At 73.2% G+C, this 16,236-nt stretch carries 13 protein-coding genes; 8 read left to right on the forward strand and 5 right to left on the reverse strand.

All coding sequences use genetic code 11. From position 1 onward, the window contains the following. Together ygfZ and FRAEUI1C_RS31485 are read left to right on the forward strand one after the other, a co-directional pair. Positions 1-1,182 carry a CAF17-like 4Fe-4S cluster assembly/insertion protein YgfZ gene (ygfZ, locus tag FRAEUI1C_RS31480; RefSeq protein WP_013427426.1) on the forward strand — a complete coding sequence of 394 codons (1,182 nt, stop codon included), beginning with the start codon at positions 1-3 and terminating at the stop codon, positions 1,180-1,182. A gap of 740 nt (positions 1,183-1,922) precedes the next feature. Then, entirely contained in the window at positions 1,923-3,272 is a 1,350-nt protein-coding gene (locus FRAEUI1C_RS31485) for an NsdA family TPR-like regulatory protein (RefSeq protein ID WP_013427427.1), read from the forward strand. Between the two features lie 520 nt (positions 3,273-3,792). Here FRAEUI1C_RS31485 and FRAEUI1C_RS31490 read toward each other — a convergent pair. From FRAEUI1C_RS31490 to FRAEUI1C_RS31505, 4 genes are all read right to left on the reverse strand, one after another. Continuing rightward, on the reverse strand, positions 3,793-5,022 hold the full coding sequence (locus FRAEUI1C_RS31490) for an ABC transporter ATP-binding protein (protein WP_013427428.1): 1,230 nt from the start codon (positions 5,020-5,022) through the stop codon (positions 3,793-3,795). After that, positions 5,019-6,368 carry an extracellular solute-binding protein gene (locus FRAEUI1C_RS31495; RefSeq protein ID WP_041261881.1) on the reverse strand — a complete coding sequence of 450 codons (1,350 nt, stop codon included), beginning with the start codon at positions 6,366-6,368 and terminating at the stop codon, positions 5,019-5,021. Before FRAEUI1C_RS31495 ends, FRAEUI1C_RS31490 begins: the two co-directional genes overlap by 4 nt. Positions 6,369-6,536: 168 nt before the next feature. Then, complete coding sequence (locus FRAEUI1C_RS31500; protein WP_013427430.1) at positions 6,537-7,406, reverse strand: carbohydrate ABC transporter permease; 870 nt, start codon at positions 7,404-7,406, stop codon at positions 6,537-6,539. Beyond that, positions 7,403-8,440, reverse strand: a complete 1,038-nt coding sequence (locus FRAEUI1C_RS31505) for a carbohydrate ABC transporter permease (RefSeq protein WP_013427431.1) — start codon at positions 8,438-8,440, stop codon at positions 7,403-7,405. Before FRAEUI1C_RS31505 ends, FRAEUI1C_RS31500 begins: the two co-directional genes overlap by 4 nt. 181 nt (positions 8,441-8,621) lie before the next feature. Here FRAEUI1C_RS31505 and FRAEUI1C_RS31510 point away from each other — a divergent pair, with 181 nt between their 5' ends. From FRAEUI1C_RS31510 to FRAEUI1C_RS31530, 5 genes are all read left to right on the forward strand, one after another. Then, positions 8,622-9,824 carry a DUF349 domain-containing protein gene (locus FRAEUI1C_RS31510; RefSeq protein ID WP_013427432.1) on the forward strand — a complete coding sequence of 401 codons (1,203 nt, stop codon included), beginning with the start codon at positions 8,622-8,624 and terminating at the stop codon, positions 9,822-9,824. 235 nt (positions 9,825-10,059) lie between these two features. Continuing rightward, complete coding sequence (locus FRAEUI1C_RS41725; RefSeq protein ID WP_049807039.1) at positions 10,060-10,890, forward strand: helix-turn-helix domain-containing protein; 831 nt, start codon at positions 10,060-10,062, stop codon at positions 10,888-10,890. Between the two features lie 193 nt (positions 10,891-11,083). Then, positions 11,084-11,758 carry a hypothetical protein gene (locus tag FRAEUI1C_RS41360; protein WP_013427434.1) on the forward strand — a complete coding sequence of 225 codons (675 nt, stop codon included), beginning with the start codon at positions 11,084-11,086 and terminating at the stop codon, positions 11,756-11,758. A gap of 81 nt (positions 11,759-11,839) precedes the next feature. Continuing rightward, the gene (locus FRAEUI1C_RS31525; RefSeq protein ID WP_157735104.1) at positions 11,840-12,793 is read left to right on the forward strand and encodes an aldo/keto reductase; all 954 of its coding nucleotides are present in this window, start codon (positions 11,840-11,842) and stop codon (positions 12,791-12,793) included. 132 nt (positions 12,794-12,925) lie between these two features. Beyond that, positions 12,926-13,462 (forward strand): O-acetyl-ADP-ribose deacetylase, encoded by a 537-nt coding sequence (locus FRAEUI1C_RS31530; RefSeq protein ID WP_013427436.1) that lies wholly within the window; start codon positions 12,926-12,928, stop codon positions 13,460-13,462. Here FRAEUI1C_RS31530 and FRAEUI1C_RS31535 read toward each other — a convergent pair. Continuing rightward, complete coding sequence (locus FRAEUI1C_RS31535; protein WP_013427437.1) at positions 13,439-14,347, reverse strand: hypothetical protein; 909 nt, start codon at positions 14,345-14,347, stop codon at positions 13,439-13,441. The genes FRAEUI1C_RS31530 and FRAEUI1C_RS31535 overlap by 24 nt on opposite strands. A 417-nt stretch (positions 14,348-14,764) precedes the next feature. Between FRAEUI1C_RS31535 and mshA the strand changes: the two genes are divergently transcribed. Continuing rightward, positions 14,765-16,135: a D-inositol-3-phosphate glycosyltransferase gene (gene mshA, locus FRAEUI1C_RS31540; RefSeq protein WP_013427438.1), complete on the forward strand. Its 1,371-nt coding sequence runs from the start codon at positions 14,765-14,767 to the stop codon at positions 16,133-16,135. Positions 16,136-16,236 lie beyond the last annotated feature (101 nt).

A 16,236-nucleotide genomic window follows, 5' to 3' on the forward strand; every position in this document is an offset into this window, starting at 1 on the left:
ATGAGCGACGCCGCCACTGCCTCCGACCTGACCGCCACCGCCGGCTACCGGTCGCCGTTGCTCGGCCTGCCCGGCGCGGTCGCCGCGGACGGCGTCGACGCGGGGGTGGCCGCCCACTACGGCGACCCCCTGCGGGAGCAGCGCCTGGCCTCGACCGGCGCGGTGCTGGTGGACCGCTCGCACCGCGGCGTGGTCCGCGTCACCGGGCCGGACCGGCTGACCTGGTTGCACAGCCTGACCTCGCAGCATCTGAGCGCGCTGCGTCCGCTGCGCGGCACCGAGGCGCTGCTGCTGTCCCCGCATGGCCACGTCGAGCATCACCTGGTGCTCGCCGACGACGGCCAGGCGACCTTGATCGACGTCGAGCCGGCCGGCGACGCCTCCAGCGGCGCGGTCGCGCTGACCCGCTTCCTGGAGTCGATGCGCTTCCTGCTGCGGGTCGAGCCGGCGGACGTGACGGCGGCGACGGCCGTGCTGTCGCTGGTGGGCCCGCAGGCCGCCGCGACGGTCGCCCAGGCACTGGGCGCAGACGCGGCGGACGTGCCGGCCGACTGGGCGGCGCCCACGGGTGACGGGGCCGCGGGACTGCCGGCGGAGGCCGGTCGCTACCCGGTCGCGCGGTTCGGGCCGGACGTGCTGGCCCGCCGGATGCCGTACGGCGTCGATCTGCTGATCGAGCGGTCCGGGCTGGCGTCGGTCGCGGAGCGGCTGCGCGCCGCCGGCGCGACGGTGGCCGGGCTCGACGCGTTCGAGGCGATCCGGATAGCGGCCCAGCGCCCCCGGCTCGGGGCCGACACCGACCACCGCACGATCCCGCACGAGGTCGGCTGGCTCACCGGTGCCGTGCACCTGGACAAGGGCTGCTACCGAGGCCAGGAGACGGTCGCCCGGGTGCACAACCTCGGCCGGCCGCCGCGCCGGCTGGTCCTGCTGCACCTCGACGGCGCGGTCGCCGCGCCGGGCTCGCCGGTGACGACCGCCGGCCGGCAGGTCGGCTTCGTCGGCTCGTCCCGCATGCACGCGGAGCTGGGCCCGGTGGCACTGGCCATGGTGAAGAGGTCCATTCCGGACGACGCGCCACTGGTCGTCAACGACCCGGACGGCCACGAGGTCGCGGCCCAGATCGATCCCGACTCCGGCCCCGTCCGGCCGGATCGCCCCGCCGGCCACCTGTTGCGCTAACGGCCTCCCGACGGTCGGCCCGACCCGCCCGGACCCATCGGGCGACCGGGCCGCGCCAGCCTGATTCGGCTACCACAACCAGTTACAATCCGTGGCCGATCTCGGTTACACAGAGGCACGGCGGCCGGCACGCCGACCGTGCCAACCGAGGCGCCGATCTCCGCCCAGACACGCGAATCCGGCCTCGGCGGGGGCCGCGCGCGGCCCTTGTGGCTCACGAGTGCTACTTGGGTCGGCGCCACGGTCAAGCTGGTCTTTGGGCCCGGCGCAGTCGTCACGGCCGACTGCACGACCATCTCGACGAGATCCGGATCCGCCCGCGACGTCACCCCTGCCGCCATCTTGGCTGATCAGGGCGTAGATGGCCGGCCCAGCCGGGCCTGGCCCGACGGCGGCGATTGTCCGGGGGTGTGCACTCGGGGCCCACGAGTGGGCCACTTGTGGCCTCAATGCACGCAACGCACTGCGGTCAACACTATCGATGGCAGATGTCGCGACATAGCGTTGCCGTGCGCCTACGAAACGTTCGTCGGGCGACACGCAGTGACCGCCACCGGATGTGGAGCGCTCGCGGACCCGAGAAAGGCAGGGCCGCGGGGGGCGGTCTCGCAGGGAGCGGTGGGCCAAGGATGTCCCGCCGATACCCCGGCCGATCCCACCAACGGGACCGGCAGGGACCCCTGCCCCTGACCCAGCTGTCGCCACGGATATTTGTGCACGCAATCCGGAGGAGATCGTCGATGCTGACGGAGAACGCCCAGGCCTGCGCACACCCATTGGCCTTCGTCCGCGCCCAACGGGGTTGGTCGTATCAGAAGCTCGCCCGAGTCGTCGCCAAGCGGGCGCGGGACCTGGGCGTAGCCAACATGGCCGCGGAGCGGCAGAAGGTGTGGCGCTGGGAGCACCGCGGCGTCATCCCGGACCGGGTGTCGCAGCTCGCCCTGGCCACCGAGCTGGGGGTGCCGACCGAGCGGCTGGAGTCCCACCCCTGGCCGTCCTGGCTACCGACGGGCGACAACGTCCGCACCGACTACCCCTGGACACAGGCCGGCGGCCTCAGCGCCCTCACCGACGTCGTACAGGACGCTCTCACCGACCGCCGGGGCTTCCTGACGATCACCGGGTCGGGCGTCGCCGTGCTCGCCAACGAGTGGCTCGGGCTGGAGCCCGCGCACCTGGCCGGCGCGCTCGACGGCGGCCTCGTCGACGAGCAGATCGTGCACCGGATCGCGCACAACATCCCTGGCCTGCGGGTGATGGACGACCGGCTCGGGGGCGAGAGCGTCCGCCGCCTGGTCGACGCGGAGCTGGGCGTCGTCACCCAGCTGCTCTCCCGCGGCCGCTACTCGGAGCGGATCGGCCGCCAGCTGCACGTCGTCGCCGCGGAGCTGGCCCGGTTCGCCGGCTGGGTCTCGTTCGACGCCGGCTACCAGACGGCGGCCCAGCGGTACTGGGTGACCGCGCTGCACGCAGCGCACGTGGGCGGCGACCGGCTGCTCGGCGCCAACGTGCTGAAGAACATGTCGTTGCAGTGCGTCGACTTCTCCCGCCCGGCCGAGGCGATCGAGCTGGCCGACGCCGCCGTGCGCACGGCGGCCGGGGTCAGCGGCCGCGTCGGCGCGATGCTGCACATGCGGATGGCCCGCGCGCACGCGGCGCTCGGCGACCAGGTCTCCTGCATGCGTGAGCTGGGCATCGCGGAGGCCGCGTTCAGCCACGCGAAGGCGCAGGACCCGCCGTGGGCCGTCTACTTCGACGAGGCCGAGTTCCAGGCGCAGGTCGGCTGCTGCTACATCGACCTCGGGCATCTGCCGTCCGCCGACCGCTGGCTCGGTCAGGCGCTGCTCGCCCACCCGGCCCAGAAGGTCCGTGACCACGCCACCTACCTGCTGCGCCGCGCCGGCGTGCAGATAGACCTTGGCAACCTGGACAACGGCTGCGCCCTGGCCACCGAGTCGATCCCGCTGCTGACCGCGACCCGGTCCCGGCGCAACGCCCGGCGCGCCGACGAGGTCCGCCGCAGGCTGCGCCGCCACACCGCGGTCCCCGCCGCCCGTGACCTCGACCAGCAGCTCGCCGAGCTGGTCTGACCCGCGCCGTTTCTCCCGCAGGCCTTCCCGCCTGCCCGCACGTCCCCACCGGCTCGCGGACCGACACCTCCGATGCCCACCACCCGGTGCGAGCGCGACCGGTGGGGACCTCTTCCCCGGGCCGAGCCCGGCCTCCTCGACTTCCGGGGCCGAGCCCTGCTTCCTCGGCGGTCTCGGCCCTCCCTGGGCAAGCCCGGAGGCCGGGCCAGCACCTTCCCCTGATCGCCAACCAGCCCGCGCGCCGACACTGGCCCATTGGTGCTGGTGATCGCGGTTTTGGCCCTTGGGTGGTTACAGAAAAGGCCTGGTCACGACCAGGGCAGGGCCCAACCCGCGATCAAGGACCGGCCGCAGCGCCCGGGGGCTGCGCAGCTAGTGATCAAGGTGTCCCGATGGGCCGCGAGGACTTCTTGATCACCAGCTGCGCAGGGGACTTGGTCGGCCGAGCCGGACGAGCTCAGATCACGACCGAGTAGATCTTCACCTGGCCACCCTGTTGGGACCGGCCGTAGCGGTGATCTCAGTGTTGAGCCGGGAGCAGGACCCCATCCGGGCCGAAGAACGCGCAGGTGGCGGCTGAGGCCGTCAGGATGACCGACCTGCCCGGCTGGGCCGGGCTATCCGTGGGGACGCGGACGGCCACCGGGCCCGAAGGCGTCTGGACATAGATGACGCGTTCGGCGCCCAGACGTTCGGAGACCACAACCGTGCCGTCCAGCCGAAGGATGCCATCGGCCGGTGCAGTGCCGTCGCCACCCAGTGCCGCGCCGCCACCGAGGCCCGAGCCAGACCCGAGGCCCGGGCCAGACCCGAGGTCAGTGTCACCGGCGGGCACCGCGGACGCCGACGCCCTTGAGGAGACGATGAGCCCCTCCGGACGGACGCCGACGGAGGTCGCCCCGGCCGGCGCCGCTACGGCGAAGCCGGGGCCGGACAGGACGCCGCCGGACAGGGTCCCGTCCAGGACGTTCATGGGCGGGCTGCCGACGAAGGTGGCCACGAACCGGGTCGCCGGACGGTCGTAGACCTCGTCGGGGGTGCCGAGCTGTTCGAGGCGCCCGGCGTTGAGGACCGCGACCCGGTCGCCGACGGCCATCGCCTCGGCCTGGTCGTGGGTGACGAACAGGGCGGTGGAGCCGAGCCGGCGCAGCAGGGCGACGATCTCGACCCGCAGCTCGACCCGCAGCTTGGCGTCCAGGCCCGACATCGGCTCGTCCAGCAGCACGACCCGGGACTGCCGGGCCAGCGCCCGCCCGATCGCGACCCGCTGGCGCTGGCCGCCGGACATCTGGGCCGGGCGCCGGTCGGCCAGCGCGCCGATGCCGAGCATGTCCAGCGTCTCCCTGGCCCGCGCCACGGCCGCCTTCTTGGGCTGCCTGCGGCCGTAGCGCAGCGCCAGCGTCAGGTTGTCCAGCGCCGACAGGTGCGGGTAGAGCGCGTAGTGCTGGAAGACCAGCGAGACGTCCCGCTGGTGCGGAGCGATGCCGGCCTGGTCGACACCGGCGAACAGCAGCCGGCCGGAGGAGGCCGACTCCAGGCCGGCACAGATCCGCAGCAGGGTCGACTTTCCCGAGCCGGACGGGCCGAGCAGCGCGACGATCTCACCGGGCCGCACCGACATGTTCACGTCGGCGAGGGCCTGGACCGAGCCGAAGTCCCGGCCCAGCCCCACCATCTCGATCGGCACCCCGGCGGTGCCGCCGGGCGTGGCCAGATCGTCGGGCCGCGCGGCCACGTCCGTGCCCGTCATGACGCGGTGAGCTGCGTGGCCGTCGCCTGGGCGTCCCGCATGGCCGTCGCCGGGTCGGTGCCCTTCATCACGTGGATCACCTGGTCGGTGAGCGCCTGCGGCACCTCGCCACCGCGCGCACCCGGCCAGGCCGGCGCCGCCACCAGGGAGCCGCCCAGGTCCTTGAACTGCACCAGCTCGGGGAACTGCTGGTAGAAGCCGGCCAGCTGGGTGGCTGCGGCGGTGTCGACGGGAAGGTAGCTGACCGCCTCGACGCTGGCCGCGACGACGTCCGGGGACAGCATGGCGACGACCATCTCGGTGGCCATCTCCTTCTGGCACTTGTCGGTCGCGAGCACGGTCAGCGCGTTGCCGCCGGCGATCGGGGCCTGCTTGCCGCCGGGCAGCGTCGGGAAGGGCATGACGCCGAACTTGAAGCCCTTGGCGCCCTGGCTCTGGATGTACTTGATGCCGGCGCCGATCGAGGCGATGGTCGCCCCGACCATCGCGGTCTGCTTCTGGATGCCGAACCGCAGCAGGCCGTTCTGGGTCGGGTCGTCGGACTGCGGGCCGTAGGAGCCGACCTTCGCGAGGAACTGGGCGGCCGCGATCACGTTCGGGTTGTTCAGGTTCGGGGTGCCGTTCGCGTTCTGGACCAACGTGCCCTTGGAGCTGGCGAGCGTGCTGAGGTACCACTGGCCGAACTGCTGGCCGGTCGGCAGGTCGATCGGCTGGATGCTCGGGTCGGCTGCCTTGATCTTGGCGGCCGCGGCGAGCACCCCGTCGGTCGTCGCCAGCGTCTTCGGGTCGACGCCGGCCTTCGCGAGGACGTCGGCGTTGTAGGCGAGCACCGGCATCGAGACCTGGTCCGGAATGCCGATCTGCTTGCCGTCCACCTGGCCCAGCTTGAGGAACCGCTGGTCGTAGGTGGAGCGCAGCAGGCTCGGGGACAGCTCCTGGGCGCCGAGCTGCTTGGCGAACACCGGCAGCAGGTCGAAGCCCGCGACCGCGACGTCGGTCTGCTTGCCGGCGGCCTTGTCGGCCGAGATCTGCTGGACGAGCTGGACGTAGTTGCCGGCCGTGGAGTTGAGCTGGACGGTCAGGCCCGGGTGGGCCTTCTCCATGTACGCCTTCGCGGACTTGGCGACGTCGGACAGCTGCGCGACGCCGTAGAAGCTGAGCGTCTTGACCTTGCTGGCGCATTCGGGTGACGCCGTCGCGCCGTTGACGCCGTTCACACCGGCACTCGCGGCGCGGGCCGTCGGCCGCAGGTCGGGAACGCCGGAGCTGCCGCCACCGCCGCAGGCCGCGGCCGTGAGGGACAGGGCGACCGCGGCGCACAGTGCCGGCAGCGTCACGGCCGGCAGCGTCACGCGCGCGCCCACCACCCGGCCGCGCAGGCGCGGGCCGCGCCCACCAGAGGAGTCGATGCGGATCACGGCTGTTCCTTCCATGGCCCAGGGGGCGCGACGGGTCGTGGCTGGTCGGGTGCGGCGGGCCGGCTGGCGCTGCGGGGTCATCGGGCGCGCTGTGCCTCAGCCGCCCACGCCGGTGCCGGTGAGGCCCGACGTGAGGCGGCGCTGGGCGATGAAGAAGACGACGAGGGTGGGCAGGCTGATCACCAGTGCGCCGGCGGCGAGCTCGGCGAAGTCCGGGAGGCCGTACTTGGGCGAGGCGAACATGGTGGCCAGGGCCAGCGGCGGCGTGGCGATGTCGGGCGAGCGGGCCTCCAGTAGCGGCCACAGGTACTCGTTGAACGACAGCAGGAAGCTGAACACCGAGACGGTGGCGATCGCCGGCATGGAAAGCGGCACCACGATGGTCCACAGCGTCCGCAGCACGCCGAGGCCGTCCATCCGAGCGGCTTCCAGGACCGAGACCGGAATTGTCGACATGTACTGGCGCAACAGGAAGATTGCCGCCGCGCTGGTCATAAACGGCAGAACCAGCCCGACCCTCGTGTTCGACAGGCCCAGGGCCGAGATCGTCACGTAGTTCGGGATAGCCGTCACCTGGCTCGGTACCAGCAGCGTGGCGAGCACGACGGCGAACACCACGGACCGGCCCCGGAACGGCAGCCAGGCGAACACATAGGCCGCGGGAATGGCCGTCACCAGCTGCAGCACCAGGATCCCCAGGCTGACCCCGATCCCGGTCAGCAGCGCCCGGCCGAGGTGGCCGTCGGCCCAGGCGCGCTGGAACGCGTCGAAGCTGACCGACTGGGGAATCGGGTTCGACGTCAGCTGGAAGGCCGACTGGGAGGGACCGAAGGCGGTGCGCACCATCCAGACGAACGGCAGCAGTGCGAAGAAGACCCCCAACGCGAGAATCACCGACCGGCCGGCGATCCCCGCGACTCGGCCACCGCCGCCGGTCGCCGCCGGCCGGGCTGCTGGGTGACTCATCCGAACTCCCCCGTGCCGCCGAACTCCCCAGTGCCGCCAGACAAAGCGGCCCTACCGGGACCGGCGCCGAGGCTCACCAACGCGGCCCCGGCCGCCCCGTCGACGGCCAGGTCCGCGCCCTCGCTCTCCGCCCGGGCGGCGCGCGCTCTGGCCCGCCGGCCGAGGACCGACCCCAGCACGCCGATCAGCACGATGGCCAGAATCAGCAGCAGCGCGATCGCGGAGGCGTAGCCGATCCGGAACGAGCCGGTGAAGCCGACCTCGAAGATGTAGTAGACGATCGTCGAGCTTGACCGGAACGGCCCGCCCTTCGTCAGGACCGCCACCGTCTCGAAGGTCTGCAGCGTCAGGATCGTCGTGAAGACGCCGAGGAAGATCGTGGTGGGTGCCAGCAGCGGCAGAGTGATGTGCCGCAGCCGGGCGAACCCCCGGATGCCGTCGACGTCGGCCGCCTCGTACACCGAGGCGGGGATGGCCGTCAGCCCGGCCAGGTACACGACGAACACGAAGCTGGTCAGGCGCCAGCCGCCGACGAGCGCCACCACCGGCAGCGCGGTCGACGTGTCGCCCAGCCAGTTCTGCGGGTGGACGCCGAACCAGCCGACGGCCGTGTTCGCCAGACCCTGCGGGCTCGGGTCGAACATGTAGGCGAAGATCAGTGCGATCGCGATCAGATTCGCGCTGACCGGCAGGAACAGGGCGAGCCGCAGCGCACCACGGCCCCGGGCGACCTTCTGGGTGGCCAGGGCCAGCGCCAGGCCGACGATGACCGCCGGGATCACCGTCAACCCGCAGTATTCGAGCGTGTTGACGACCGTCTTGCCGAGGTCAGGATCGTGGAACGCCTCGCGCAGGTTCGCGGTGCCCACCCAGTGGAAGCTCGGGCCGGTCAGTCTCTTGTCGGTCCCGGCCGCGAACGCGGAGACCACCGCCGGGCTGAGCACGAACACTCCCAGCCCGAGCAGCGCGGGGAACAGCAACGCTCCGGCCCGCCAGCCGGCGATACCGTTGCCCGTCCCCGCCCCTCTTGCCATGGTTACGCATCTTGGCCCTGCGACGCGCCACCTGCCTAGAAGCATGGCTGACGAGGAAGTGAACTCAACCAAACTGTCCGGTGACGGCAACCCGGTTGTCACCGGATCTGCGTCAGGGATCCCACTGGGGCCCGATGCCTGCAAGAATGGCAGGCAACCTGATGTCGATCTTGGGATTGCGATGAGTGACGGGACCGGCTCCGAGTGGGGACGAGTCGCCGACGACGGCACCGTCTATGTACGGACGTCCGAGGGCGAGCGCGCTGTCGGCTCGTGGCGGGCCGGCAGCCCAGATGAGGGCCTTGCGCACTTCGTGCGCCGCTACGACGACCTTTCCGCCGAGGTGGAGCTGCTCGAGAAGCGCGTGACGATCGCCGGGGTCGACCCGGTCGGCATCGCCACGAGCGCGCAGCGGCTGCTGGACGGGCTGCCGGGCGCGGCCGTCGTCGGCGACCTGGACGCGCTGCGCGGCCGGCTGAACGCGCTGCTGGGCGTGACCGAGAGCCGCAAGACGCAGGTGCAGGCCGAACGCGCGGCCAAGGCCGCGCAGGCGGTCGCCGCCAAGGAGGAGCTGGTCGCCGAGGCCGAACGGCTGGCGAAGAGCTCCGACTGGAAGGCGGTCAGCGAGCGGTTCCGGGTGATCGGCGAGGAGTTCCGCGCCATCACCGGCGTCGACAAGCGGACCGACTCCGGCCTGTGGCGCCGGATCGCCGCCGCGCGGGAGGAGTTCGCCCGCCGGCGTACCGCGCACTTCGCGGCGCTCGACACCCAGCGGGCCAAGTCGAAGGAGCGCAAGGAGGCGCTGATCGCCGAGGCCGAGTCGCTCGCCGACTCGACCGACTGGGGCGCCACCAGCACCCGCTTCCGCGCACTGATGGCCGACTGGAAGACCGCCGGCCGGGCGGCCAAGGACGTCGACGACGAGCTGTGGGCCCGGTTCCGCGCCGCGCAGGACACGTTCTTCAGCCGGCGCAACGCGGTGAACGCCGAGCGCGACGCGGAGGCGCGGGCCAACCAGACCGCCAAGGAGGCGCTGCTGGCCGAGGCGGCCGAGCTCGACCCGGCCGAGGCCGAGCGGTCGCTGCGCAAGCTGCGCGACATCCAGGAGCGCTGGGACGCGATCGGGCGGGTGCCCCGCGAGGCGGTCGGCCAGCTGGAGCGTCAGCTGAGCACGATCAGCGACCGGATCCGCGAGGCCAACGACGCCCGCTTCTCCCGCAACGACACGGAGACCTCGCCGTTCGTCGCCAAGCTCCGTCAGTCGGTCAGCCGGCTGGAGGAGAAGCTGGAGAAGGCCAAGGCATCCGGCCGGACCAAGGACATCGCCAAGGTCGAGGCGGACCTCGCGACCCAACGCGCCTGGCTCGCCCAGGCCGAGCGGTAGCCGCCGGCGGTGTGCCCGCGGTCCCTGAGCAGGGACGCGGGCCCATCGCGGGCAGGTACCGACACGGGCCCCTTGTGCTAACTGCGCGCTTGCCAGAGTTAGCACCTTGACGTAGCGTCGCCCTAGTCCAGCCGGTGTGACATCGTCACCTCACGTCACCAGCTGACTCTGGCGCGAGCGACGTCAGAGTCGCCGAAGGTGCAGGTGGCGAGGCGGAGCGTGGACGAAGGGAGGTATGAGCCCCGTGGCGGCCCTGCATGTCCGAGAGCTCGGCGACTACATCCGGGACCAGCGCCGTGCCGCGCACATCTCGCTGCGCCAGCTCGCCCAGCAGGCCGGCGTGAGCAACCCGTACCTGAGCCAGATCGAGCGCGGCCTGCGCAAGCCGTCGGCCGAGATCCTGCAGCAGATCGCGAAGGCGCTGCGTATCTCGGCCGAGGTCCTCTACGTGCAGGCCGGGATCCTTGAGGAGCGGGAGGGCGGCGAGGACGTCCACGCGGCCGTGCTCGCCGACGAGGTACTCACCGCTCGTCAGAAGCAGGTCATCCTCGATATCTATGACGCGTTCCGCCGGGAGAACGCGGCGGCGGCGGATCTGGCCGCGAGCGCGATGACCGCGGCCGACGAGACAAGTGCCGAGGCACCGCGGCCGGCTGCCGAGCCGTCGCCGGCGAAGGCGGAGCCGGCCGAGGCGGTCCCACCGGTGCCCCGTCGCCGTGCCTCCACGGCCCCGGCCGAGACCGGCACGACCAGGAGCGGCACCCCCAGGAGCGGCACCACCAAGGCTCGCGCCGGCGACGGCTCCGCCAGCGCCGAGCCAGCAGGGACGCCGCGGCCCGCGGCCCGCCGGTCACGCGCGGCGGCCTCCGCCGAGCCGGGCGAGACCGCGGGCAAAGCGCCGCGGCGGGCCGCCACGACCCGGCGGGCGACGCCACGCCGGGCCACGGCCACGACCGCCAAGCCGGCTTCGGCGAAGCCCGACGCAGGGGCGTCCCCGGACGCGCCCGCCGGGGTCCCGGCCGAAGCGGCGGCGCAACCGAACCAGGCGTCGACGTCCGAACCCTAGACGTCCGAGCCCTGGCACCAGCGGGCCGCGGTTGACGTCCGCGCACTACCGACGCGGACGGCGAACTCTGACCGCGACCCAACACATCACGGTGTGTCCCAACTGACCCTGAAGGCGGTGCACCGCGCCCAGGACGACCACCGACAGACACGCACGCGGCGGGGCCGCCGGCCCCAGCCGCGGAGGAGGCCAGATGGCTACCGACCGACCCGCCACGCCGAGGACCCGGCGCGCCAGCACCACGGCGACCGACAAGACGACCACGACGCGCGCTCCCCGCACTCCGCGCGCCACCTCGAACGGCTCCGCGGCCCGAACCACCGCGACCCGGTCCACCGCGACCCGGGCCGGCGCCACGCGCACCGCGACGGCGTCGTCCGCCGCGCAGCCCGCGGGCACGTCCGCGCGGACCACGCCGTCCCAGCGGCGGGCGCCGATGACCGAGATGACCAAGCCGCTGTTCGCCTACGTCGGCGCGGCCGACCTCGCGGTGGAGAAGCTGCGGACGCTGCCCGCCACCGCCGGCACCGAGGTGCGGCGGCTGTCGGACCGGGTCGGCGAGCTGACCGTCGAGGCCGTGAAGGTGCCGACCCAGGTCAGCACCACGGTCCGCGGCCTGCCGGAGACCGTCGGCGCGCAGCTGTCCGGCCTGCAGGGCCGGGCCACCGAGCTCTACAACTCCTGGGCGCACCGGGGCGCGAAGCGGGTCACCGAGATCCGCCGCAACCCCGCGACCGAGGAGGCCTTCACCCGGACGAAGACCGCGGTCAGCCGGACCAAGGCGGCCAGCACCTCGGCGCGCCGGGCCGCCGACGCCGTCGGCAAGGCGGCCGTCAGCCAGGCGCCGATAGGCCGCCGCGGCCGATAGTCCGCCCGTCGGGAGCGGACAAACGACCCGGACCACGGACCCGCGTTCCCGGGTCCGTGGTCCGGGTGTTGTATGGCGGATATGCGCTACCGTCCCCTCGGCAACTCGGGCCTGCTCGTCTCCGTCGTCGGCCTCGGCTGCAACAACTTCGGGTCGAGGGTCGACCTCAACGGCACCCGGGCCGTGGTCGACGCCGCGATCGAGTCCGGGATCAACTTCTTCGACACCGCCGACACGTACGGCAACAAGGGCGGCTCGGAGACGCTGCTCGGGCACGTGCTGCGGTCCCGCCGGGACGAGATCGTGCTCGCCACCAAGTTCGGCAACGACATGGGCGGCGTCTACGGCGCCGACTACGGCGCCCGCGCCTCGCGCCGCTACATCCGCAAGGCGGTCGAAGGATCGCTGTCCCGGCTGCAGACCGACTACATCGACCTCTACCAGCTCCACAAGCTCGACGGCGTCACCCCGATCGAGGAGACGCTCGAAGCGCTCGACGAGCTGGTGAAGGAAGGCAAGGTCCGCTACGTCGGCTCCTGCAACCTCGACGGCTGGCAGGTCGCGGACGCCGAGTGGACGGCCCGAGCGGCGAACCGCACCCGGTTCATCTCGGCGCAGAACCACTACAACCTGCTGGAGCGCTCGATCGAGGCCGAACTGGTCCCGGCGGCGCTCCGGTACGGGATCGGCATTCTGCCGTACTTCCCGCTGGCGAACGGCATCCTGACCGGCAAGTACACCCGGGACGAGCCGCCGGCGCCCGGTACCCGGCTGGCCGGCCGCCAGGACGAGCTGACCGACGACGTCTTCGACGCGGTCGAGGCGCTGGAGACGTTCGCCCGGGAGCGGGACCGGTCACTGCTGGACGTCGCGATCGGTGGCCTGGCCGCGCAGCCCGGTGTCACCTCGGTGATCGCCGGTGCGACCAGCGCGGCCCAGGTCCGCGCGAACGTCGGCGCGGGCGCCTGGCTGCCCCGCGCGGACGACCTCACCGTCCTCGACAAGATCGCCCCTGCCTACCACCCCAGGGGCTGACCCGGCCGAAAATCACTGCGCGCGCCCGCGGCTTGTTCGGCGGAAAGGGCAATGCCGTGGGCGCGGCGCGGTACTAGCGTGCCCACCTGACGGGAATGGATGCCACCCGACCAGGGTGAGGGGACGCCACGGATGCCGACCACGATCACGCTGGTCCGCGCGGATATCACCACGCAGCAGGTCGACGCCGTCGTCAACGCGGCCAACTCGTCGCTGCTGGGCGGCGGCGGGGTGGACGGGGCCATCCACCGGGCCGGTGGCCCGGCGATCCTCGAAGCCTGCCGGCGGCTGCGGGACACCGCGTATCCGGGGGGCCTGCCCACGGGGGGCGCCGTCGCGACGGCCGCCGGGCTGCTACCGGCGAGACACGTGATCCACGTGGTCGGGCCGGTCTACCGGCGCGACGAGGACAGGTCGGCCCTGCTGCGCTCCTGCTACGTCGAGGCACTGCGCGTCGCGGACGAGCTGGAGGCCAGGACGGTGGCGTTCCCGGCCGTCAGCGCGGGCGCGTACGGCTGGCCGCTCGCCGACGCGGCCCGCATCGCGGTCACCACCGTCCACGAGACGGCGTCCTCGCTGACCGAGGCGCGTTTCGTGCTCTTCGACGACCGCGCCCTGCGCGCGTTCGAATCCGCTCACGCGCGCCTACGGCCCGCCAATCCCACCTGACGCTGTCACGGCCCGCTCCAGCGGCCAGGCGAGCGTGACCTCCCCGAGCCGCCAGCGGCGGGGCGTGCGCTGGACGGGCCAGCCGTCGGCCCTGAGGTTCGCGACGGCGATGGACCAGCGCATCCGGGGCCCGAACGGGGCGTAGCTGGCGGCGTGGTCCCAGGCCTCGTCACAGGCCGCCAGGAACGCGTGGATCGGCTCGCCTGGGACGTTGCGGGCTATCAGCGCCTTGGGAAGCCGTTCGGCCAGGTCCGACGGGCAGCCTAGGCTCGGCAGGTGGGTGGACAGGGTCAGCGTCATTCCGCCTGCCCACCCCTCGGCCGGGCCGCCCGCGTCACCATCGGCCGCTGGGCGGCGGGCGTCGAGGGCCGGCAGGGTGAACCAGCAGGCGCGGCGGCCGATCTCGTCACACGTGCCCTCGATCAGCAGGCCGCCGGGGGCGAGCCGCTGCCGCATCGTCCGCCAGGCGGCGGCCACCTCGGGCTCGGGGTACTGCCGCAGGACGTTCAGGGCGCGGATCACCGTCGGGCGGCGGCCGGCCAGCTCGAAGCCACCGCGGGCGAAGACGAGGCCGGGCGGCCGGGCGGCCGGCTGCGCCGCGGCGACCCGCTCCGGGTCGAGCTCCAGGCCCAGCACCCGCACGTCCGGCCGGACGGTCCGCAGCCGCTCGTAGAGCTCGACGGTGGTCACCGGCGACGAGCCGTAGCCCAGGTCCACGACGAGTGGGTCGGGGGTCGCCCGCAGCCGGGCGGCCTGGGTGCCGACCAGCCAGCGATCGATGCGTCGCAGCCGGTTGGGCGCGGTCGTGCCACGGGTCGGCAGGCCGAGCGCGCGGGCCCGGCCCGCCGCCAGCCGCGGCGCGCGCCGCCCCGAGACCGCAGTCACCCTCTCACCATGCCAGCCCGGTTCGCGAACCCGGCCAGGCCGCCCGGCCTTCGCGTGGGGTTCCGGCCCCGGATGACCACGGCCGGGGGCGGGGATACCCGCGCGGGAGCGGGACGTGAGGAGGATCGCCCCGGCCCAATACGCCAGCAAACGGACAGGACGACTCTAAGGTGAACAGTCGGCCTATCCCCGTTGCGCGGCCCCGGTCGACACAGTGGCGGGCATAGCCCGGCCGAGCAGCGATGTTGCAACGTTCGAGTAACAAATCCGGCCGGCGGTCGGGCCAGGTTTGCCAGCGGCGACCCGGGCCGGGTTCGCCCAGCAGCGACCCGGGCCGGGTTTGCCCAACAGGGACACGGGCCAGGTTGCCAGCGGTGGACACGGACCGGTCTGCCCACAGGAACACGGAGGTGGTCGGTGCGGCTGGTAGCGGGCGGGGGCGCGACGTCCCCGGCTTCCTCGATCAGGGCGGAAAGCGGCACCGTGAGCCGGGCCGACCCGAGCAGGACCGGCGTCGGCCCACCGGGCCGGCGTCCCGTCCCCCGTCGGGTGGCGATGCTGTCGATGCACACCTCGCCGCTGGAACAGCCGGGCACCGGGGACGCCGGCGGCCTCAACGTGTACGTCGTGGAGCTGTCCCGTCAGCTCGCCGAGCAGGGCACCGAGGTGGAGGTGTTCACCCGGGCGACGAGCAGCAGCCTGCCGCCGACCGCCGAGCTGTACCCCGGGGTGACCGTCCGGCACGTGCCGGCCGGCCCGTTCGAGGAGATGCAGCGCGCGGAGCTGCCAGCGTGGATCTGTGCCTTCACCGCGGACGTGCTGCGGGCCGAGGCCGAGCGCGAGCCGGGCTGGTTCGACCTGGTGCATTCGCACTACTGGCTGTCCGGCCAGGTGGGTCTGGCCGCCGCGCGCCGCTGGGGCGCGCCGCTGGTCCACACCGCGCACACGCTGGCCAAGGTGAAGAACCGGTCGCTGGCGATCGGGGACCGTCCCGAGCCGGCCGAACGGGTCCGTGGCGAGCAGGAGGTGGTGGCCGGCTCGACCCGGCTGGTCGCCTCGACCGTCGAGGAGGCCCGTCACCTCGTCGACCTGTACGGCGCCGACCCACACACGGTCGACGTCGTGGCTCCAGGCGTCGACCTGGAGATGTTCCGCCCGGGTGAGCAGGCGGCGGCGCGGCGGCGGATCGGCGTCCCCGCCGACGGGCACCTGCTGCTGTTCGTCGGGCGCATCCAGCCGCTGAAGGCGCCCGACCTGCTGCTGTACGCGGCCGCCGAGCTGCTGCGACGCGACCCCTCCCTGCGCGAGTCGCTGACCGTCGCCGTGGTCGGCGGGCCGAGCGGCAACGGCCTGGACCGCCCGGACGCCATGGTCAAGCTGGCCGCCGACCTGGGCATCTCGGACGTCGTGCTGTTCCGGCCGCCGGTGCCACGGGCCGAGCTGGCCGACTGGTTCCGGGCGGCGACCGCCGTCATCGTGCCGAGCCACAGCGAGAGCTTCGGCCTGGTCGCGATCGAGGCGCAGGCCTGTGGGACCCCCGTGGTCGCCGCGGCCGTCGGCGGGCTGTGCACCGCCGTCGCGGATGGGAAGTCGGGCCTGCTGGTCGCCGACCGCGACCCCGCGGCCTACGCCGCGGTGCTGGCGAGGCTGCTCGCGGAACCGGGCTGGCGGCGCCGGCTGGCGACCGGTGCGCGGGCGCACGCGTCCGGCTTCGGGTGGACGGCGACCGCGCACGGCGTGCTGCGGGCCTACGGGGCGGCGCTCTCCCCCGCCGCGGTCGCGGTCTAAGGCAGCGCGGTCTAAGGCAGCGCGGTCTAAGCCGGCGGGCACCGGGGTAGGGGCTCGTTGCCGATCGCGGCGCACAGGCCTACGGTCACAGACAGCCGGGG

The sequence above is a fragment of the Pseudofrankia inefficax genome, assembly GCF_000166135.1.
GTDB classification, from domain to species: domain Bacteria; phylum Actinomycetota; class Actinomycetes; order Frankiales; family Frankiaceae; genus Pseudofrankia; species Pseudofrankia inefficax.